This window comes from Staphylococcus sp. HMSC067F07 (assembly GCF_001837405.1).
GTDB classification, from domain to species: Bacteria; Bacillota; Bacilli; order Staphylococcales; family Staphylococcaceae; genus Staphylococcus; species Staphylococcus capitis.
In genome coordinates this window covers 631,197-646,170 of the sequence record NZ_KV832237.1, presented here as the reverse complement: position 1 = coordinate 646,170, position 14,974 = coordinate 631,197, and the positions used below count along the sequence as shown (strand labels likewise).

At 32.5% G+C, this 14,974-nt stretch carries 15 protein-coding genes and 1 pseudogene; 8 read left to right on the top strand and 8 right to left on the bottom strand.

Annotated features, from left to right (window positions below; all coding sequences use genetic code 11):
* Nucleotides 1-112: 112 nt before the first annotated feature.
* The 3 genes from HMPREF2706_RS10055 to HMPREF2706_RS10045 all read right to left on the bottom strand — a co-directional run bounded on the left by HMPREF2706_RS10055 (nt 113) and on the right by HMPREF2706_RS10045 (nt 2,035).
* The gene (locus HMPREF2706_RS10055) at nt 113-427 is read right to left on the bottom strand and encodes a CHY zinc finger protein (protein ID WP_030064710.1); all 315 of its coding nucleotides are present in this window, start codon (nt 425-427) and stop codon (nt 113-115) included.
* 25 nt (nt 428-452) lie between these two features.
* Nucleotides 453-1,385, bottom strand: a complete 933-nt coding sequence (gene murB / locus HMPREF2706_RS10050; RefSeq protein WP_070862363.1) for a UDP-N-acetylmuramate dehydrogenase — start codon at nt 1,383-1,385, stop codon at nt 453-455.
* A 131-nt stretch (nt 1,386-1,516) separates the two neighbouring features.
* On the bottom strand, nt 1,517-2,035 hold the full coding sequence (locus HMPREF2706_RS10045) for a GrpB family protein (RefSeq protein ID WP_030064713.1): 519 nt from the start codon (nt 2,033-2,035) through the stop codon (nt 1,517-1,519).
* 120 nt (nt 2,036-2,155) lie between these two features.
* Between HMPREF2706_RS10045 and HMPREF2706_RS10040 the strand changes: the two genes are divergently transcribed.
* From HMPREF2706_RS10040 to HMPREF2706_RS10030, 3 genes are all read left to right on the top strand, one after another.
* On the top strand, nt 2,156-3,046 hold the full coding sequence (locus tag HMPREF2706_RS10040) for an EMYY motif lipoprotein (protein WP_030064715.1): 891 nt from the start codon (nt 2,156-2,158) through the stop codon (nt 3,044-3,046).
* Nucleotides 3,047-3,193: 147 nt separating this feature from the next.
* Nucleotides 3,194-3,514 carry a bacillithiol system redox-active protein YtxJ gene (gene ytxJ / locus HMPREF2706_RS10035; RefSeq protein ID WP_002433080.1) on the top strand — a complete coding sequence of 107 codons (321 nt, stop codon included), beginning with the start codon at nt 3,194-3,196 and terminating at the stop codon, nt 3,512-3,514.
* Nucleotides 3,515-3,806: 292 nt separating this feature from the next.
* Nucleotides 3,807-4,925 carry a glycerate kinase gene (locus HMPREF2706_RS10030; protein ID WP_030064717.1) on the top strand — a complete coding sequence of 373 codons (1,119 nt, stop codon included), beginning with the start codon at nt 3,807-3,809 and terminating at the stop codon, nt 4,923-4,925.
* 102 nt (nt 4,926-5,027) lie between these two features.
* On the opposite strand, the gene pepT is transcribed toward HMPREF2706_RS10030, so the two are convergent.
* The 4 genes from pepT to HMPREF2706_RS10010 form a co-directional block, all read right to left on the bottom strand.
* The gene (gene pepT, locus HMPREF2706_RS10025; protein WP_030064719.1) at nt 5,028-6,254 is read right to left on the bottom strand and encodes a peptidase T; all 1,227 of its coding nucleotides are present in this window, start codon (nt 6,252-6,254) and stop codon (nt 5,028-5,030) included.
* A 19-nt stretch (nt 6,255-6,273) separates the two neighbouring features.
* Nucleotides 6,274-6,768 (bottom strand): threonine/serine exporter family protein, encoded by a 495-nt coding sequence (locus tag HMPREF2706_RS10020; protein ID WP_002469625.1) that lies wholly within the window; start codon nt 6,766-6,768, stop codon nt 6,274-6,276.
* A gap of 15 nt (nt 6,769-6,783) precedes the next feature.
* Complete coding sequence (locus HMPREF2706_RS10015; RefSeq protein WP_023350663.1) at nt 6,784-7,545, bottom strand: threonine/serine exporter family protein; 762 nt, start codon at nt 7,543-7,545, stop codon at nt 6,784-6,786.
* 250 nt (nt 7,546-7,795) lie between these two features.
* Nucleotides 7,796-8,866 carry a GGDEF domain-containing protein GdpS gene (locus HMPREF2706_RS10010; RefSeq protein ID WP_002433106.1) on the bottom strand — a complete coding sequence of 357 codons (1,071 nt, stop codon included), beginning with the start codon at nt 8,864-8,866 and terminating at the stop codon, nt 7,796-7,798.
* A 409-nt stretch (nt 8,867-9,275) separates the two neighbouring features.
* Here HMPREF2706_RS10010 and HMPREF2706_RS10005 point away from each other — a divergent pair, with 409 nt between their 5' ends.
* Nucleotides 9,276-10,361 carry a glycosyltransferase family 4 protein gene (locus HMPREF2706_RS10005; RefSeq protein ID WP_023350662.1) on the top strand — a complete coding sequence of 362 codons (1,086 nt, stop codon included), beginning with the start codon at nt 9,276-9,278 and terminating at the stop codon, nt 10,359-10,361.
* A 70-nt stretch (nt 10,362-10,431) separates the two neighbouring features.
* Here the strand turns inward: HMPREF2706_RS10005 and HMPREF2706_RS10000 are convergent, their stop codons facing one another.
* Nucleotides 10,432-11,070 carry a YigZ family protein gene (locus tag HMPREF2706_RS10000; RefSeq protein WP_049428765.1) on the bottom strand — a complete coding sequence of 213 codons (639 nt, stop codon included), beginning with the start codon at nt 11,068-11,070 and terminating at the stop codon, nt 10,432-10,434.
* A gap of 144 nt (nt 11,071-11,214) precedes the next feature.
* On the opposite strand from HMPREF2706_RS10000, the gene fakB1 reads away from it, so the two are divergent.
* From fakB1 to hpf, 4 genes and pseudogenes are all read left to right on the top strand, one after another.
* The gene (fakB1, locus tag HMPREF2706_RS09995; RefSeq protein ID WP_002433264.1) at nt 11,215-12,081 is read left to right on the top strand and encodes a fatty acid kinase binding subunit FakB1; all 867 of its coding nucleotides are present in this window, start codon (nt 11,215-11,217) and stop codon (nt 12,079-12,081) included.
* 127 nt (nt 12,082-12,208) lie between these two features.
* Nucleotides 12,209-13,501 (top strand): DNA/RNA helicase, encoded by a 1,293-nt coding sequence (locus HMPREF2706_RS09990; RefSeq protein WP_049428763.1) that lies wholly within the window; start codon nt 12,209-12,211, stop codon nt 13,499-13,501.
* Nucleotides 13,494-14,194, top strand: a pseudogene (locus HMPREF2706_RS09985) (ComF family protein). Before HMPREF2706_RS09990 ends, HMPREF2706_RS09985 begins: the two are co-directional and overlap by 8 nt.
* A gap of 61 nt (nt 14,195-14,255) precedes the next feature.
* On the top strand, nt 14,256-14,831 hold the full coding sequence (gene hpf, locus HMPREF2706_RS09980) for a ribosome hibernation-promoting factor, HPF/YfiA family (RefSeq protein WP_070862362.1): 576 nt from the start codon (nt 14,256-14,258) through the stop codon (nt 14,829-14,831).
* The last annotated feature ends 143 nt before the right edge of the window (nt 14,832-14,974 follow it).

Below are 14,974 nucleotides of genomic sequence, written 5' to 3'. Positions count from 1 at the left end.
TTACCGTGTTGTATAACTAAAGGTTTTTTGATTTTTATATAATAAAAAGGTTAAGCAAACTCAATTGCTTAACCTTAGTTACAAAATGACTATTAAAAACTTTTAAAGTAAGTTATATTTCAAAATACAAATGATAGTGAAATTTACATCTACTATTAAAATGTGCTTTGCATTTAGGACACACTTCAACCATCATGTAGTCGTGAATACTCATTTCATGGTTGCACACACCACACATAATAACTTTTCTATCAAATTCTTTCTCAGTCCATCTTTGTATAGAATGTGATTCATGTTCATCATGACATTTATAACAAGGATAATATTTGTCACAACATTTAAATTTAATTGCAATAACATCTAAAAAAGAGTGATAGTGAGTACATCTTGTCTCTTTATCAATGACTGAACCGTGAATATTAGGCATAGATTAGATGTACCTCCTTTTAAAATTAACTTTTAGGGTGTTCTCCAATAATACGTACTTCTGTATTTAATTCTACATCAAATTTATCTTTAACAGTTCTTTGTACGTGGTGAATTAAATCTTCGTAATCTGTTGCCGTACCTTTATCTACATTAACCATAAAGCCAGCATGTTTTTTAGATACTTCTACGCCACCGATGCGATGACCTTGTAAATCAGAGTCTTGAATTAATTTACCAGCGAAATGGCCAGGAGGTCTTTGGAATACACTTCCACAAGAAGGGTATTCTAATGGTTGTTTTGATTCTCTTCTTTCAGTTAAATCATCCATTTTAGCTTGAATTTCATCTAAATGACCTGGCATTAAAGTGAACGCTGCTTCAAGTACAACAAGATGTTTCTTTTGAACAATACTATTTCTGTAATCTAGCTCTAATTCTTCATTAGTTAACTGGATTAAATCACCTTTCTCATTAACGCATAGCGCATAGTCGATACAATCTTTAACTTCACCGCCATATGCACCAGCATTCATAAATACAGCACCACCGATTGAACCTGGAATACCACATGCAAACTCTAAACCAGTAAGAACATGATCTCGTGCAACTCTTGAAACATCAATGATTGCAGCGCCACTACCAGCGATAATCGCATCGTCAGAAACATCAATATGATCTAATGATAGTAGACTTAGAACGATGCCTCTTATTCCACCTTCACGTATGATAATATTTGAACCATTACCTAAATATGTAACAGGAATATTATTATTATAAGCGTAAGCTACAATTGCTTGCACTTCTTCATTTTTTGTTGGGGATAAATAGAAATCTGCCTCTCCGCCAGTTTCAGTATATGTATAACGTTTGAGAGGTTCATCAACTTTAATTATATTGTCGGGAATAATCGACTTTAAATCATTTAAGATGTCACTTTTATTCAACGGTTTGTACATCCTTTCTCATCTTCTTAATATCATTATTATTATATCAACTTTAATAGTTATTTGCGAAATTTGAATATATTATTTTACCATTAAATAGACAAAGTAAGAATTCTCGTATTGATGTGTAGTAAATGCTCTAATTAATTTGAGTCTCTACTTAAATCCTCAAATATACTTTGTTTTTGATTTTCATACATACGAATGGCTCGCACATGTTTCAATATATTTTGTTTTTTCGTGGAAAATAATTGAGAAATTTTCTTATCTTGTGTTAATAATTGGTCAACCTTTTGATACTGTTCAAAAAGAGGGGTATCTAACTGTATAATATGTAATCTTACTTCTTGCTTAAGTTCACTAAGATTATTGAATCGAGCCATCACTACTTTTTTCTTATAGGAATGGTGAAGTCGGTAAAAACCAGCATAATTCAAACGTTTTTCATCTAGAGCAGTAATATCGTGTAAATTATTGACTCCTACAAGTACATCCAATATGGGTTCTGTAGCATAATTAAAATGACGCGTGCCACCAATATGTTGAGTGTATTTAACTGGTGAATCTAATAAATTAAACAATATATTTTTGACGTTTTGGTATTCTTTAGCGAACGATTCATTTAAGTCCTCTTTGACTAAAGGTTGAACATAAGTATACATGATTTACTCCTTGTGAATTATAATTTCTCAATTTTACAGTAAAGTCTGACATACTATAACACAATTCATTTTCATAATAAATACGTTTATGTATAATGTTTAATGATAAGGAGTGCAGATATGAAAAAATTACTATTTATTGCAACAATTGTCATATTTATAACCACGCTAACAGCCTGTGGAAATAAAACTAACAAAGATTTTAATGATTTTGACAATAAACTCAGTGATGTTAAGAAAAAGCAAAAAAACGTTGAAGAAGTTATAGATAAAATACATTTAAAAGAGTTAGATAACTTAAGTAAAACGGATACGACAGATAAAAACAAAAAAGAATTTATTGCACTTCAAAAAGATATTAATAACTATCTCATGCCGGAATTTAAGAAATATAAAAAGGCTGCTAATCAATTACCTGCAAATACAAATGATGTTAAAAATCTACGTAACTCGTATTTAGATACTGTTAAAGAGAAAGAAACTTCAATTAATGATTTAAAATCATTTGTTGATTTATGTAATCGTTCTATCAAAGATAATGAAGATATACTAGATTATACGAAACTTTTCGAAAAAAATAGATCAGAGGTAGAATCCGATATTAATAAAGCTACTAATAAAAGTGATGCTGATCAGTTAACATCTAAATTAGAAGAAAATAATAAGCAACTCAAATCTACAGCTAAGAAATATCTCAATTCTTCTACTACAAATTCAGATTCAGCTAAAAAAGCAATCAATGATCATATTTCACCATTGATTGATAAACAAATTAAAGATATTAACCAAACTAATATTTCAGACCAACACGTAGATAATGCTAGGAAAAATGCAATTGAAATGTACTACAGTTTACAAAATTACTATGACACACGAGTAGACACTATCGAAATTAGTGAAAAATTATCTAAAATTGATGTGGATAAATTACCAAAAGAGGGTAAAGATATTTCAAGCAAGGATAAAGAATTTAACAAGCAATACTATGAGTTTAAAGAAAATGTAAAATAGTTATTTTTTGAATTAAATAAAATAAAAATCGATGGTTAACATTATACAGCAGAATGTGTATAATTGTACCCACTGAGATGATTCTTGGGATATGAATATCACGCATATGCTCATAAAATGTGATAAATATTTTTAGAGGTGAATAGAATGGCTATTAAGCTGAGTTCAATTGACCAGTTTGAACAAGTCTTAGAAGAGAATAAATATGTTTTTGTATTAAAACATAGTGAAACTTGTCCAATTTCTGCAAATGCGTATGATCAATTTAATAAATTTTTATATGAAAGAGATATTGATGGTTACTATTTAATCGTTCAACAGGAGCGTAAATTATCGGACTATATTGCAGAAAAAACGAATGTGAAGCATGAATCTCCACAAGCCTTTTACTTTGTAAATGGTGAGATGAAGTGGAATGCTGATCACGATGATATTAACGTTTCTCAACTTGCACAAGCTGAGGAATAAATGAAAATAATTTAAATGTTTAAGTGGCTTGTCATAGACATCTGATAGTGAAGATGTATGGCAAGCCTTTCGTATATTATGAAAAATTCTAAGAAAATATGTATAATGTGTTAGTGAATTATGTATAAGTACATCATTATCCTTAAATTTATAAAGATAAGTGAATAATCATATCCTAATAAATATTACTTGTAAAATAAGTACGCGGATAGGTTCAAATGCGAACCATTAAACAATATTTAAGTTGAAAATCATTTTGAAAAAGAGTAAAAGATATAAGGTGGTTAAGACAATGAAGGTTTTAGTAGCCATGGATGAGTTCAATGGAATTATTTCCAGTTATCAAGCGAATAGGTACGTTGAAGAAGCGGTAGCAAGTCAAATTGAACATGCAGATATTGTACAGGTTCCATTATTTAATGGAAGACATGAATTAATGGATTCTGTATTTCTATGGCAGTCTGGAAATAAATATCGTGTTAAGGCTCATGATGCCGATATGAATGACGTAGAAGCGATGTACGGCCAAACTGATAGTGGAATGACTGTTATTGAGGGGAATTTATTCTTAAACGGTGAAAAGCCGATTGATCAGCGTTCTAGTTATGGTTTAGGTGAAGTATTAAAAGCAGCACTGGATAATCAAGCGAAACATATCGTTATATCTCTAGGAGGTATTGGTAGCTTTGATGCAGGTGCCGGTATGTTACAAGCGCTTGGTGCAAAATTCTATGATGATGAAGCAAACATTGTAGATGTGAGTGAGGGTGCATATAAAATTAAATATATTAGACGCATTGATTTATCTGATGTACATCCTCAGCTTGCTAATGCCAAATTACAATTAATGTCCGATTTTTCAAGTCGATTGTATGGTAAGCAAAGTGAGATTATGCAAACGTATCAAACGTTTCAATTAAATCAAAGCGAAGCTGCTGAAATTGATAATTTAGTTTGGTATTTTAGTGAACTATTTAAAAGTGAACTCAAATTAGCAATTGGCCCTATAGAACGTGGCGGTGCTGGGGGAGGCATTGCTGCAGTGTTAAAAGGCTTATATCAAGCTGAAATATTAACAAGTCACGAACTTGTTAATCAAATTACACACTTAGAAGATTTAATTGAGCAAGCCGACTTAATTATTTTTGGGGAAGGACTCAAAGAAAAAGATCAAATTCTAGAGACAACTACTTTGCGTATTGCTGATTTAACTCAAAAATATCATAAACCTGCCATCGCAATTTGTGCCACAAGTGATAAGTTTGATTTGTTTGAATCGCAAGGTGTGACTGCAATGTTTAACACATTTATAGATATGCCTGAAACGTATACAGATTTTAGAATGGGCATTCAAATACGCCATTACACAGTTCAAGCTCTTAAATTACTTAAAACGAGTCTTAATCAATAAATCTATTTTAGATAATAAGATAAGAAAGCGGGCTAGAAATATAATTCATAAAAAAATTATATTTCTAGCCCGCTTTTAAATTAATATCAAAGTTTCGAATGATTATTCTTTTTTAGCAACTTCTTCAGCGATACCTACGACAACTTGAACTGCTTTTTCCATAACATCTATTGATGCATATTCGAATGGGCCGTGGAAGTTACCACATCCTGTGAAAATATTAGGTGTAGGTAACCCCATAAATGATAATTGTGAACCGTCTGTGCCACCACGAATAGGTTCAGTATTAGGTTCAATATCAAGTTTAGCAAATACACGTTTAGGGATATCAATAATGTGTTGTAAGGGTTTAATTTTTTCTGCCATATTATAATATTGGTCATGAACATCGACTTTTACAGGGAAATCCTCATAGTGAGTATTGATGTCATCACGAATTTCCATCATGCGTTTTTTTCGTAAGTCGAACTGCTTTTTATCATGATCACGAATGATATATTGGAGCGTTGCTTTTTCAACGTTACCCTCGAAACTCATTAAATGATAAAATCCTTCATATCCTTCAGTACGTTCAGGCACTTCGCTAGGTGGTAGAAGACTATTAAATTGTTGGCCTAAATTAATTGCATTCACCATTGCGTTTTTAGCGGAACCAGGGTGAACATTCACGCCGTGACAAGTAACTGTAGCTTCCGCCGCATTGAAACTTTCAAATTGAAGTTCACCCAATTGGCTTCCATCCATTGTGTATGCGAAGTCAGCATTAAAACGAGCAACGTCAAACTTGTGAGGTCCTCTACCAATTTCCTCATCGGGTGTGAAACCGACTCGAATACGACCATGCTTAATTTCAGGGTGATCAATTAAGTATTTAATACCTTCCATAATTTCGACAACACCTGCTTTATCGTCAGCGCCAAGTAATGATGTACCGTCTGTAACCATTAATGTATGTCCTACAACTTGGTTTAACTCAGGGAAAACACTTGGATTTAGCACACGATGAGTATCTCCTAACTGGAGCGCTTGCCCATCGTAGTTGTCTATAATTTGTGGTTGAACATTTGTTGCGTTGAAATCTGGTGATGTATCGACATGGGCCAAGAAACCTACTGTTGGCACCTCATCATCTACATTGCTTTCTAAAGTAGCGAATAGATATCCATATTCATCAATATCAGTAGATAACCCAAATGCTTGAAGTTCATTTTCCAATAAACGTAATAAATCCCACTGTTTATCTGTGGACGGTGTTGATTGAGAGTTTGGATCTGATTGCGTATCGATTTTTACATATCTTGTTAATCGGTTAATAATTTGTTCTTTCATTATAATCATCCCCTTAAGGTTAAACTCTATTATTCATATTATACGATTTTCTATAAGTTTTACCTTTGATTTTACCATAATACTGTTTAATACGAGTGTAAATATAATAGATGATTTCAGACACAAGTATACCGAAAGCGATGGCGCCCGAAATTAAAGTGACCTCTAAAAATGTATTTACTGCATAAGTATAATTATTAGAGACTAAGTAGCGAGTCGCTTCGTATGCAGCTCCTCCTGGTACTAAAGGAATGATTCCTGGAACGATAAAGATGATAACAGGTCGTTTATATCGTCTGCTCATAGTATGACTCATTAAACCTAAAATTAAACTTCCTAGGAAAGAAGCGCCTACTTTTCCTAAGTCCATCCCAACTGTGAATTGATAAATTGTCCAAGCTACTGCACCTACGAAACCACAGGCTACAAGTAACTTTTTGGGCGCATTAAATATAATTGAAAAAAGGACTGTGGAAATGAAACTAATTGTAAAATGGAATAAATAAAATAACATTATTAACAGCCTTTCTTATAATAGTAGTAATACAATTGCGACACCCGCACCTATTGCAAAGGCGGTAAGCGCAGCTTCAACGCCACGTGACATACCAGCTAACAATTCTCCTGCTAATAAATCACGAATGGCATTGGTTATAAGGATACCAGGAACTAAGGGCATAACACTTGCAATAGTAATAATATCTTGATTTTTAGCGATTCCAATTTTGGTGAAAATTGCAGCGATACTGATAACTACTGCTGAGGCTACAAACTCTGAGAAGAATTTAATTTGAATGTATTTTTGTACAAAACTAAAAGTTAAAAATGCTGCACCTCCAGCTAAACACGCAATCCAAAAGTCAGAAGCGGTACCTCCAAACATAAATAAGAAGAAGCCACAAGCTATAAATGCAGCAAGAAAATTCATAAAGAATGAATACTGTAGAGATGCACGTCTAAGGTGAATTAATTCTGTTTTAGCTTCATCAATCGTAAGTTGATTGTTAGAAATTTTACGAGATAAGCTATTGGTAAGAGCGATTTTCTCCAAATCTGTTGTACGTTCACGAATACGTATTAATCGTGTACTAGTGCGATCATTAAGTGAAAATATAATCGCAGTAGATGTAACAAAACTATATGTATCATGCAAACCATAACTATGTGCAATACGGTTCATTGTATCTTCAACACGATACGTTTCAGCGCCCGCTTCAAGTAAGATTCTACCTGCAATTAATACTACATCGATAACTTTATTTTCATCTATTATCGTGATGGAATCCGACATACACCTTCACCTCCAAGACAATTTTATTTTTTTAATGAACAATTGAAGTTTACAACTTGCGCCTTTAACTTTCAATAGACACTACACTATTAAAAGCTGAATTTTAATTTTCATATTGTTGTAGTTGTTGTGAAGTTTATTGATAGAATATGATGTTTTTATGAGAATGAATATAAAAAAACTGCCATACATAGATTCATTTTAATCATAAGATTAAATGGTTTACATCTATGATAGCAGTATTTAAAACTTATAGTTTAACAATAGGGTTAAACATCACTTTATTACGTCCTTCACTTTTAGCAACATGAACCATATCGTCGGCATCTTTAAATACTTTACGTTGTGATTTACGATCATCTTGGGTTAAGTATCCGACCCCGATTGAAACGGAAAGTTTGATAACTTCCTTATCTGGAAGATGGAAAGAAGACTTCTCTACACCAGAACGAATATTTTCAGCTAATTTTACGCTTTGATCTAGCGAGTAATTTCTAATGACAACTGAGAATTCTTCTCCACCGTTTCTGAAGATTTTAAATTGATTTGGTACATAATTTTTTAATAGCTGTGACATTTGTTTAAGTACAGCATCACCCGATTGGTGTGAATAAATATCGTTTACATCTTTAAATCCATCAATATCGATTAAGAGTAAAGCTAGACTTTGATTTTTTTCTTCAGCAATACGTGAAACTTCATTTAAATGTCTATCAAATTCTTTTACATTTCCTAAACCTGTAAGGTAATCGTATTTGTCCTCATTTTCATAACGGTTAACTAATGAGAAGAAATGCCAAATATCTACGAATGTAATGGCAGAAGCAATAGTAATAATTAAAGAAATAGGAATAAGTACTAATATTTCTATTAAGTCATAAATTGGACTTGCAAATGCTAATATTAATAAAATGATAATGCTAATGAAATTTAAAATTAGTAAAGAAACAATATCATTTTGTTTTAAAAATGGACCTACAGCACTTACAACACCAGCAATTACGACTAAAGTAATGCCATAAATAATTGAATTTCCAAATATTAATACATCAACTAATGCAACAATGAATGCGGAAGCCAGTGTATATATCATATTTGTATAGCGCCCTAAAAATAATAAAGGCACGAAAGTTAAATGAACGAGATATTCGCTCTTAAATGGAATAGGATATGCAGCTAAGAGTAGAGAAACGAGTGTCATTAAAACTGTCACGTATTCTTTTGAAAATACCATTTTTTTATTTTCTGAATACTGTAATCTGTGAAATAGATAAATACCTGCGACCATGACAGATATGTTGTAAATGATTGCTTCAAACATTTCTAAACCGACTCCTTTGTTGACCATTAGCTATTGTAAGTGAAAACTTACAATTTGTCATCATTTAGCCTTGGAAATTTTGTTCAAAAAATGGAATTTAATGTTAAAATAGTCGCTTAAATGGTATGATAGAAAAAATATATTTGAATTGAAAAAGGTTTAAGTATGATAATTTTTTTATCAATGCTTATTAGATAAATAACACATGTCATCGGAAAGGGCATTCCGGTAACATCCGTTCTAGACTATTGAGGGAGGGGGCGTTATGTTTTATCGTAACGCATAAAATACGTCTGGATATACTATAAATTTATGTGTAGCATCCATCTTCGTCTAAAATTAATTTGATAGAGATGATTACACAAGAAATTTTAAGAAATTGATTAACTTATTTAATGAAGGTGAACTGATGTATACTTTACTACTCATAGCATTTACCATGATAGTCAGTTTAATAATTACGCCCATTATCATTGCAGTATCAAAGAAATTAGACTTGGTAGATCGTCCTAACTTTAGAAAGGTGCATACCAAACCGATTTCGGTAATGGGTGGTACAGTCATATTATTCTCTTTTTTAATAGGTATTTGGTTAGGGCATCCTATTGAGAGAGAAGTGAAGCCTCTTATTTTAGGTGCCATCATAATGTACCTTGTAGGACTTATTGATGACATATATGATTTGAAACCATACATTAAACTTACGGGGCAAATAGTAGCTGCGTTAGTTGTCACATTATATGGCATTACTATAGATTTCATTTCATTACCTATGGGGCCGACGATTCATTTTGGATTTTTAAGTATACCGATAACAGTTATTTGGATTGTTGCGATAACGAATGCCATCAATCTTATTGATGGTCTTGATGGTTTAGCATCAGGAGTCTCTGCAATTGGATTAATGACTATCGGGTTTATCGCTATTTTACAAGCGAATATCTTTATTATTATGATATGTTGCGTGCTATTAGGTTCGCTCATTGGATTTTTATTTTATAATTTCCATCCAGCTAAAATATTTTTAGGTGACAGTGGGGCGCTCATGATAGGTTTTATCATAGGATTCTTATCATTACTTGGTTTTAAAAATATTACATTTATTGCGTTATTCTTCCCAATTGTCATTCTAGCGGTGCCTTTCATTGACACATTGTTTGCGATGATTCGTCGAATGAAGAAAGGTCAACATATCATGCAAGCTGATAAATCTCATTTACACCATAAGTTATTAGCTTTGGGATATTCACATAGACAAACCGTACTACTTATTTATTCAATTGCAATCATGTTTAGTTTATCAAGTGTGATTCTTTACTTATCACAACCACTTGGTGCACTCATGATGTTTATCCTCATTATATTTACAATCGAATTAATTGTAGAATTTACTGGTTTGATTGATGATAATTATCGTCCAATTTTAAATTTAATTACTCGAAAAGGGGACCACAAGCAACATCGTTATGATGAGCAACAGCCCCCTAGACACTAATAAAACGATCACGTGTAAGGATTAAAAGGATAACTCCTCATGCGTGATCGTTTTTTATACATCATTTAAATTAAGTCGTTGAGATATCGAAAGGTAATAATTTAAAATCTTCTTCTAAATCATAATTACTAGCTGTAATACGGTTAAGAAATTGGATAAATTCATCGTAATCCTCTTTTACAACATCTATTTGATAGCTCACTTTGTCGGTATAAAATTGATTTCTTAGCATATAAGGTGTTGAAGCGAGCTCGTATTCAAATTTTCCAGTTAAATCATAACTTATAGTGACTGTTACAGGTACAGCTTCTCTTAGTTCTACTCGTCCAATATCGTATATCACATCTCTAACAGCACCGCTATAAGCACGGATAAGACCGCCACCACCTAATTTAATACCTCCGAAATAACGTGTGACTACTACACATGCGTCATGAATCTCTAATTTTTTTAAAATTTCTAGCATTGGTACACCAGCAGTACCACTCGGCTCACCATCGTCATTCGCTTTTTGGATGTTCATTTCAGGGCCAACAGTATAGGCTGAACAATTGTGAGTTGCATCTTTATGAGAGGATTTGATTTCATTAATAAATGCTTTTGCCTCCTCCTCGTTTTGAACGGGTCTAATATGTGCGATAAAGCGAGATTTATTAATGACATTTTCAATTTGATGTTCTTCTTTGATAGTAATTATCGGTTTTACCATATATTTTTGTCACCTACAATTTCGTACGTTTTTCAATAATATTATTATACACATATCTATGAAGAGTCTAAATCATTTAAATAAGATTTTCTTTTTCATAAAAATATTGTATTATGACAATGAGTATAATTGAGGAGGACTACTATGAAGGTTGCAGTAATGGCCGATTCAACAGGCTATTTACCACAAGAAATCATTGATAAATATAATATACCGATTGCTCCATTAAGTGTGACATTTGATGATGGGCATACATTTACAGAGAATGACCAATTTTCAATAGATGATTTTTATAAGAAGATGGCTTCATCTAAAACTATACCTACAACAAGTCAGCCCGCTATTGGTGAATGGTTGAAAAACTATGAAAAACTTAGAGATGAAGGATACACAGATATCATTGTAATTAACTTATCAAGTGGTATTAGTGGAAGTTATCAATCTGCTACACAAGCCGGAGAAATGGTTGATGGTGTTAACGTGCATACATTTGATAGCCGTCTCGCTGCAATGATTGAAGGTAGCTTTGTGATCTATGCAATTCAACTAGTAGAAAAAGGTTACACAGCTAAAGAAATTATTAATGAACTAACTGATGTAAGAGAACATATAGGCGCATATCTTATAGTTGATGATCTTAAGAATCTACAAAAAAGTGGGCGTATTACAGGTGCTCAAGCTTGGGTAGGTACGCTATTAAAAATGAAACCTGTACTTCGCTTTGAAGAAGATGGTAAAATTCATCCACATGAAAAAGTGCGTACGAAAAAACGCGCATTTAAATCTTTAGAATCAAATGTCTTTGAATTAATTAAAGACTTGGATGAAGTAACTGTATTTGTCATCGATGGGGATAAAAAAGAAGATGGACAAGCATTTTTACAACAACTTAAAGAAGACTACCCTAATGTGAATATTCAATACTCCGAATTCGGTCCAGTTATTGCATCTCATTTAGGTTCTGGTGGTTTAGGTTTAGGTTACTTCCCTAGAAAAATTGAAATTAATTAATAATATTACTGATAAAAAGTCTGAAACATGTAAGAGGATGAGAACTTTAGTAATTACGACATGTAATTAGTAGAGAACTAAATCTTCTAAAGTGTTTTAGGCTTTTTTAGTTAGAAAGTAGGGATTTATGATTAAACATTACGGTGAACTTATCTTTCCATCAATTCAGTTAAATGATGAAAAAGTTGCTCGTATCACGAAAGGCATTATTAAAAAAGAAGGACATTATTACTGTATTCAATGTGGTAATGAGGATAATAGTTATATGTCAAAGTACTATTCTCCCTTTTTGGACAAAGAAATTATTTACTGTAGGCGATGTATTCAATTGGGAAGGATAGATAGCATCACAGACTATAGAATTACCGAAAGTACACAATTAGCTACTGAAGGAGAGTTTGAATTACCATTTACATTGTCAAAGCAACAACAATATGCATCTGACGCTATCATTAAAGCTATAAAAAATTCTGAAAATCTCTTATTATATGCAGTGACAGGTGCAGGTAAAACAGAAATGATGTTTGATGGAATTAGCTTAGCACGGCAACTTGGACACAATGTGGCAATATTATCTCCTAGAGTAGATGTAGTTATTGAAATTAGTCATCGCATCAAAGAGGCTTTTAAAAACGAAGAAATAGATATTTTGCACCAGAAACAATCTCAAAAGTATAATGGGCATTTTGTTATCGCAACAGTGCATCAATTATATAGATTCAAACAACACTTTGACACTATTTTTATTGATGAAGTCGATGCCTTTCCATTATCTATGGATCCCAACCTCTCATTAGCAATCGATACCGCTTCTAAAACAATTCATTCTCATATTTATATGACAGCAACACCACCACGTCAACTTATTAAACAAATGTCTTCTAATAAAATAATTAAACTTCCAGCTCGATTTCATAGACAACCACTACCCGTACCTCGCTTTAAATATTTCAAATTAAACTCAACTCGAGTGCAACCCCAATTCATTCACCTTTTGCAAACGCAAATTAAACAACAACGGTATACTTTGGTATTTTTTAATCACATTGAAACTATGAAAAATGCATATCTAAGGTATCGATCTCATATTCCTAATCTCATCTGTGTTTATAGTGAAGACGTATATAGATTTGAAAAGGTAGAAGCACTTCGCCGTGGTGAGCACTCAATCGTTTTTACAACAACTATACTGGAAAGAGGATTTACCATGGCGAGGTTAGACGTTATTGTCATAAATGCAGAAACATTCTCTAAAGCGGCTTTAATACAAATCGCCGGACGTGTAGGGCGTAAAATAGAAGAACCAAATGGACTTGTACTATTTCTTCATGAGGGTGTCAGTCTATCAATGATGAGTGCTAAAAAAGATATTACAGAGATGAATCGTTTAGGTTATAAAAGAGGGTGGCTAGATGCGTAGATGTATACAATGTATGACACCATTGAAAGAAATTATTCATGTATATAATATTTTTAAACCGCCCACACCATTTTGTGAACGATGCGAACAATTGTGGAATAACATAAGAATAACTCATCTCGATGAAAGATGTTCTAGATGTCTTAATATAAAAACTTCTGATTCAAATGACTGTCTGGATTGTCAATTCTTGGAAAAGGAATTCAAATTGATGGATCAAAGGAATTCAAATTGATGGATCAATTGTATTGTCAATATCGTTACCAAGGAGTAATGAAAGACGTGTTACAACAATATAAATTCATGAGAGACTATGAACTTTCTAATGTGTTATCTCAAAAACTGCAATTACCTCAAACAGATTATGATTATATTGTTCCGATTCCATCGCCATTTCAACGTGATGTTGAACGGACATTTAATCCTGTAGCTACAGTTTTAGATAAAATGGGGGTTGATTATGTGAATATTTTAGGAACAAATATACGCCCAAAACAGTCTGAGTTAGGTAAATTAGAACGTGCCAATGCTCCAAATCCGTTCTACGTAAAGGAAGAAGACATTGACATAGAGGGTAAAGTAATACTACTCATTGATGATATTTATACAACTGGATTAACAATACATCATGCAGGGTGTAAATTATTATCGTTAAATGTCAGAAAATTCAAAGTGTTTGCGTTTGCACGATAAACCAAACGTGGTAAAATATAAGTAAGCATTACCAATATAAGAGGTTAAAGGAGAGATTACTATGATTAGATTTGAAATTCATGGAGATAACCTCACTATCACAGATGCAATTCGCAACTATATTGAGGACAAAATTGGTAAGTTGGAGCGTTATTTTAATAATGTGCCAAACGCAGTAGCACATGTTAAAGTTAAAACTTATTCTAATTCAGCTACTAAAATTGAAGTTACTATTCCGTTGAAAGATGTGACATTAAGAGCTGAAGAAAGACATGATGATTTATATGCTGGCATTGATTTAATCACTGGTAAATTAGAACGACAAGTACGAAAATATAAAACTCGTGTAAATCGTAAACATAGAGATAGTGGAGATCAAGAAGTATTTGTGGCAGAAGTACAAGAAGCATCACCTGGGGAAGTAAGTGGTGCTGAAGAATCTGTAAGCGATAGCGAAATTGAAATTATCCGTTCAAAACAATTTAGTTTAAAACCAATGGACTCAGAAGAAGCGGTATTACAAATGAACTTATTAGGACATGATTTCTTCATCTTTACAGATAGAGAGACAGATGGGACAAGCATTGTTTACAGACGTAAAGACGGTAAATACGGATTAATCGAAACAACTGAATAAAATTTGTATAGACACATTGATTAATATGTGAAGTGATTAAAGAGGCTTTCTATTTTGTATTGATAGGAAGTCTCTTTTTAAATGGGTGATTTAGAGAGTGGTCAGATAGGCTACTCTTTTTTAATTTAAGGTTTTTTAGCTAA

Bases quoted from the DNA above. Each gene is read 5' to 3' on its own strand.
- HMPREF2706_RS10055 (WP_030064710.1), bottom strand. From the start codon at position 427: ATGCCTAATATTCACGGTTCAGTCATTGATAAAGAGACAAGATGTACT.
- murB (WP_070862363.1), bottom strand. From the start codon at position 1,385: ATGTACAAACCGTTGAATAAAAGTGACATCTTAAATGATTTAAAGTCG.
- HMPREF2706_RS10045 (WP_030064713.1), bottom strand. From the start codon at position 2,035: ATGTATACTTATGTTCAACCTTTAGTCAAAGAGGACTTAAATGAATCG.
- HMPREF2706_RS10040 (WP_030064715.1), top strand. From the start codon at position 2,156: ATGAAAAAATTACTATTTATTGCAACAATTGTCATATTTATAACCACG.
- ytxJ (WP_002433080.1), top strand. From the start codon at position 3,194: ATGGCTATTAAGCTGAGTTCAATTGACCAGTTTGAACAAGTCTTAGAA.
- HMPREF2706_RS10030 (WP_030064717.1), top strand. From the start codon at position 3,807: ATGAAGGTTTTAGTAGCCATGGATGAGTTCAATGGAATTATTTCCAGT.
- pepT (WP_030064719.1), bottom strand. From the start codon at position 6,254: ATGAAAGAACAAATTATTAACCGATTAACAAGATATGTAAAAATCGAT.
- HMPREF2706_RS10020 (WP_002469625.1), bottom strand. From the start codon at position 6,768: ATGTTATTTTATTTATTCCATTTTACAATTAGTTTCATTTCCACAGTC.
- HMPREF2706_RS10015 (WP_023350663.1), bottom strand. From the start codon at position 7,545: ATGTCGGATTCCATCACGATAATAGATGAAAATAAAGTTATCGATGTA.
- HMPREF2706_RS10010 (WP_002433106.1), bottom strand. From the start codon at position 8,866: ATGTTTGAAGCAATCATTTACAACATATCTGTCATGGTCGCAGGTATT.
- HMPREF2706_RS10005 (WP_023350662.1), top strand. From the start codon at position 9,276: ATGTATACTTTACTACTCATAGCATTTACCATGATAGTCAGTTTAATA.
- HMPREF2706_RS10000 (WP_049428765.1), bottom strand. From the start codon at position 11,070: ATGGTAAAACCGATAATTACTATCAAAGAAGAACATCAAATTGAAAAT.
- fakB1 (WP_002433264.1), top strand. From the start codon at position 11,215: ATGAAGGTTGCAGTAATGGCCGATTCAACAGGCTATTTACCACAAGAA.
- HMPREF2706_RS09990 (WP_049428763.1), top strand. From the start codon at position 12,209: ATGATTAAACATTACGGTGAACTTATCTTTCCATCAATTCAGTTAAAT.
- hpf (WP_070862362.1), top strand. From the start codon at position 14,256: ATGATTAGATTTGAAATTCATGGAGATAACCTCACTATCACAGATGCA.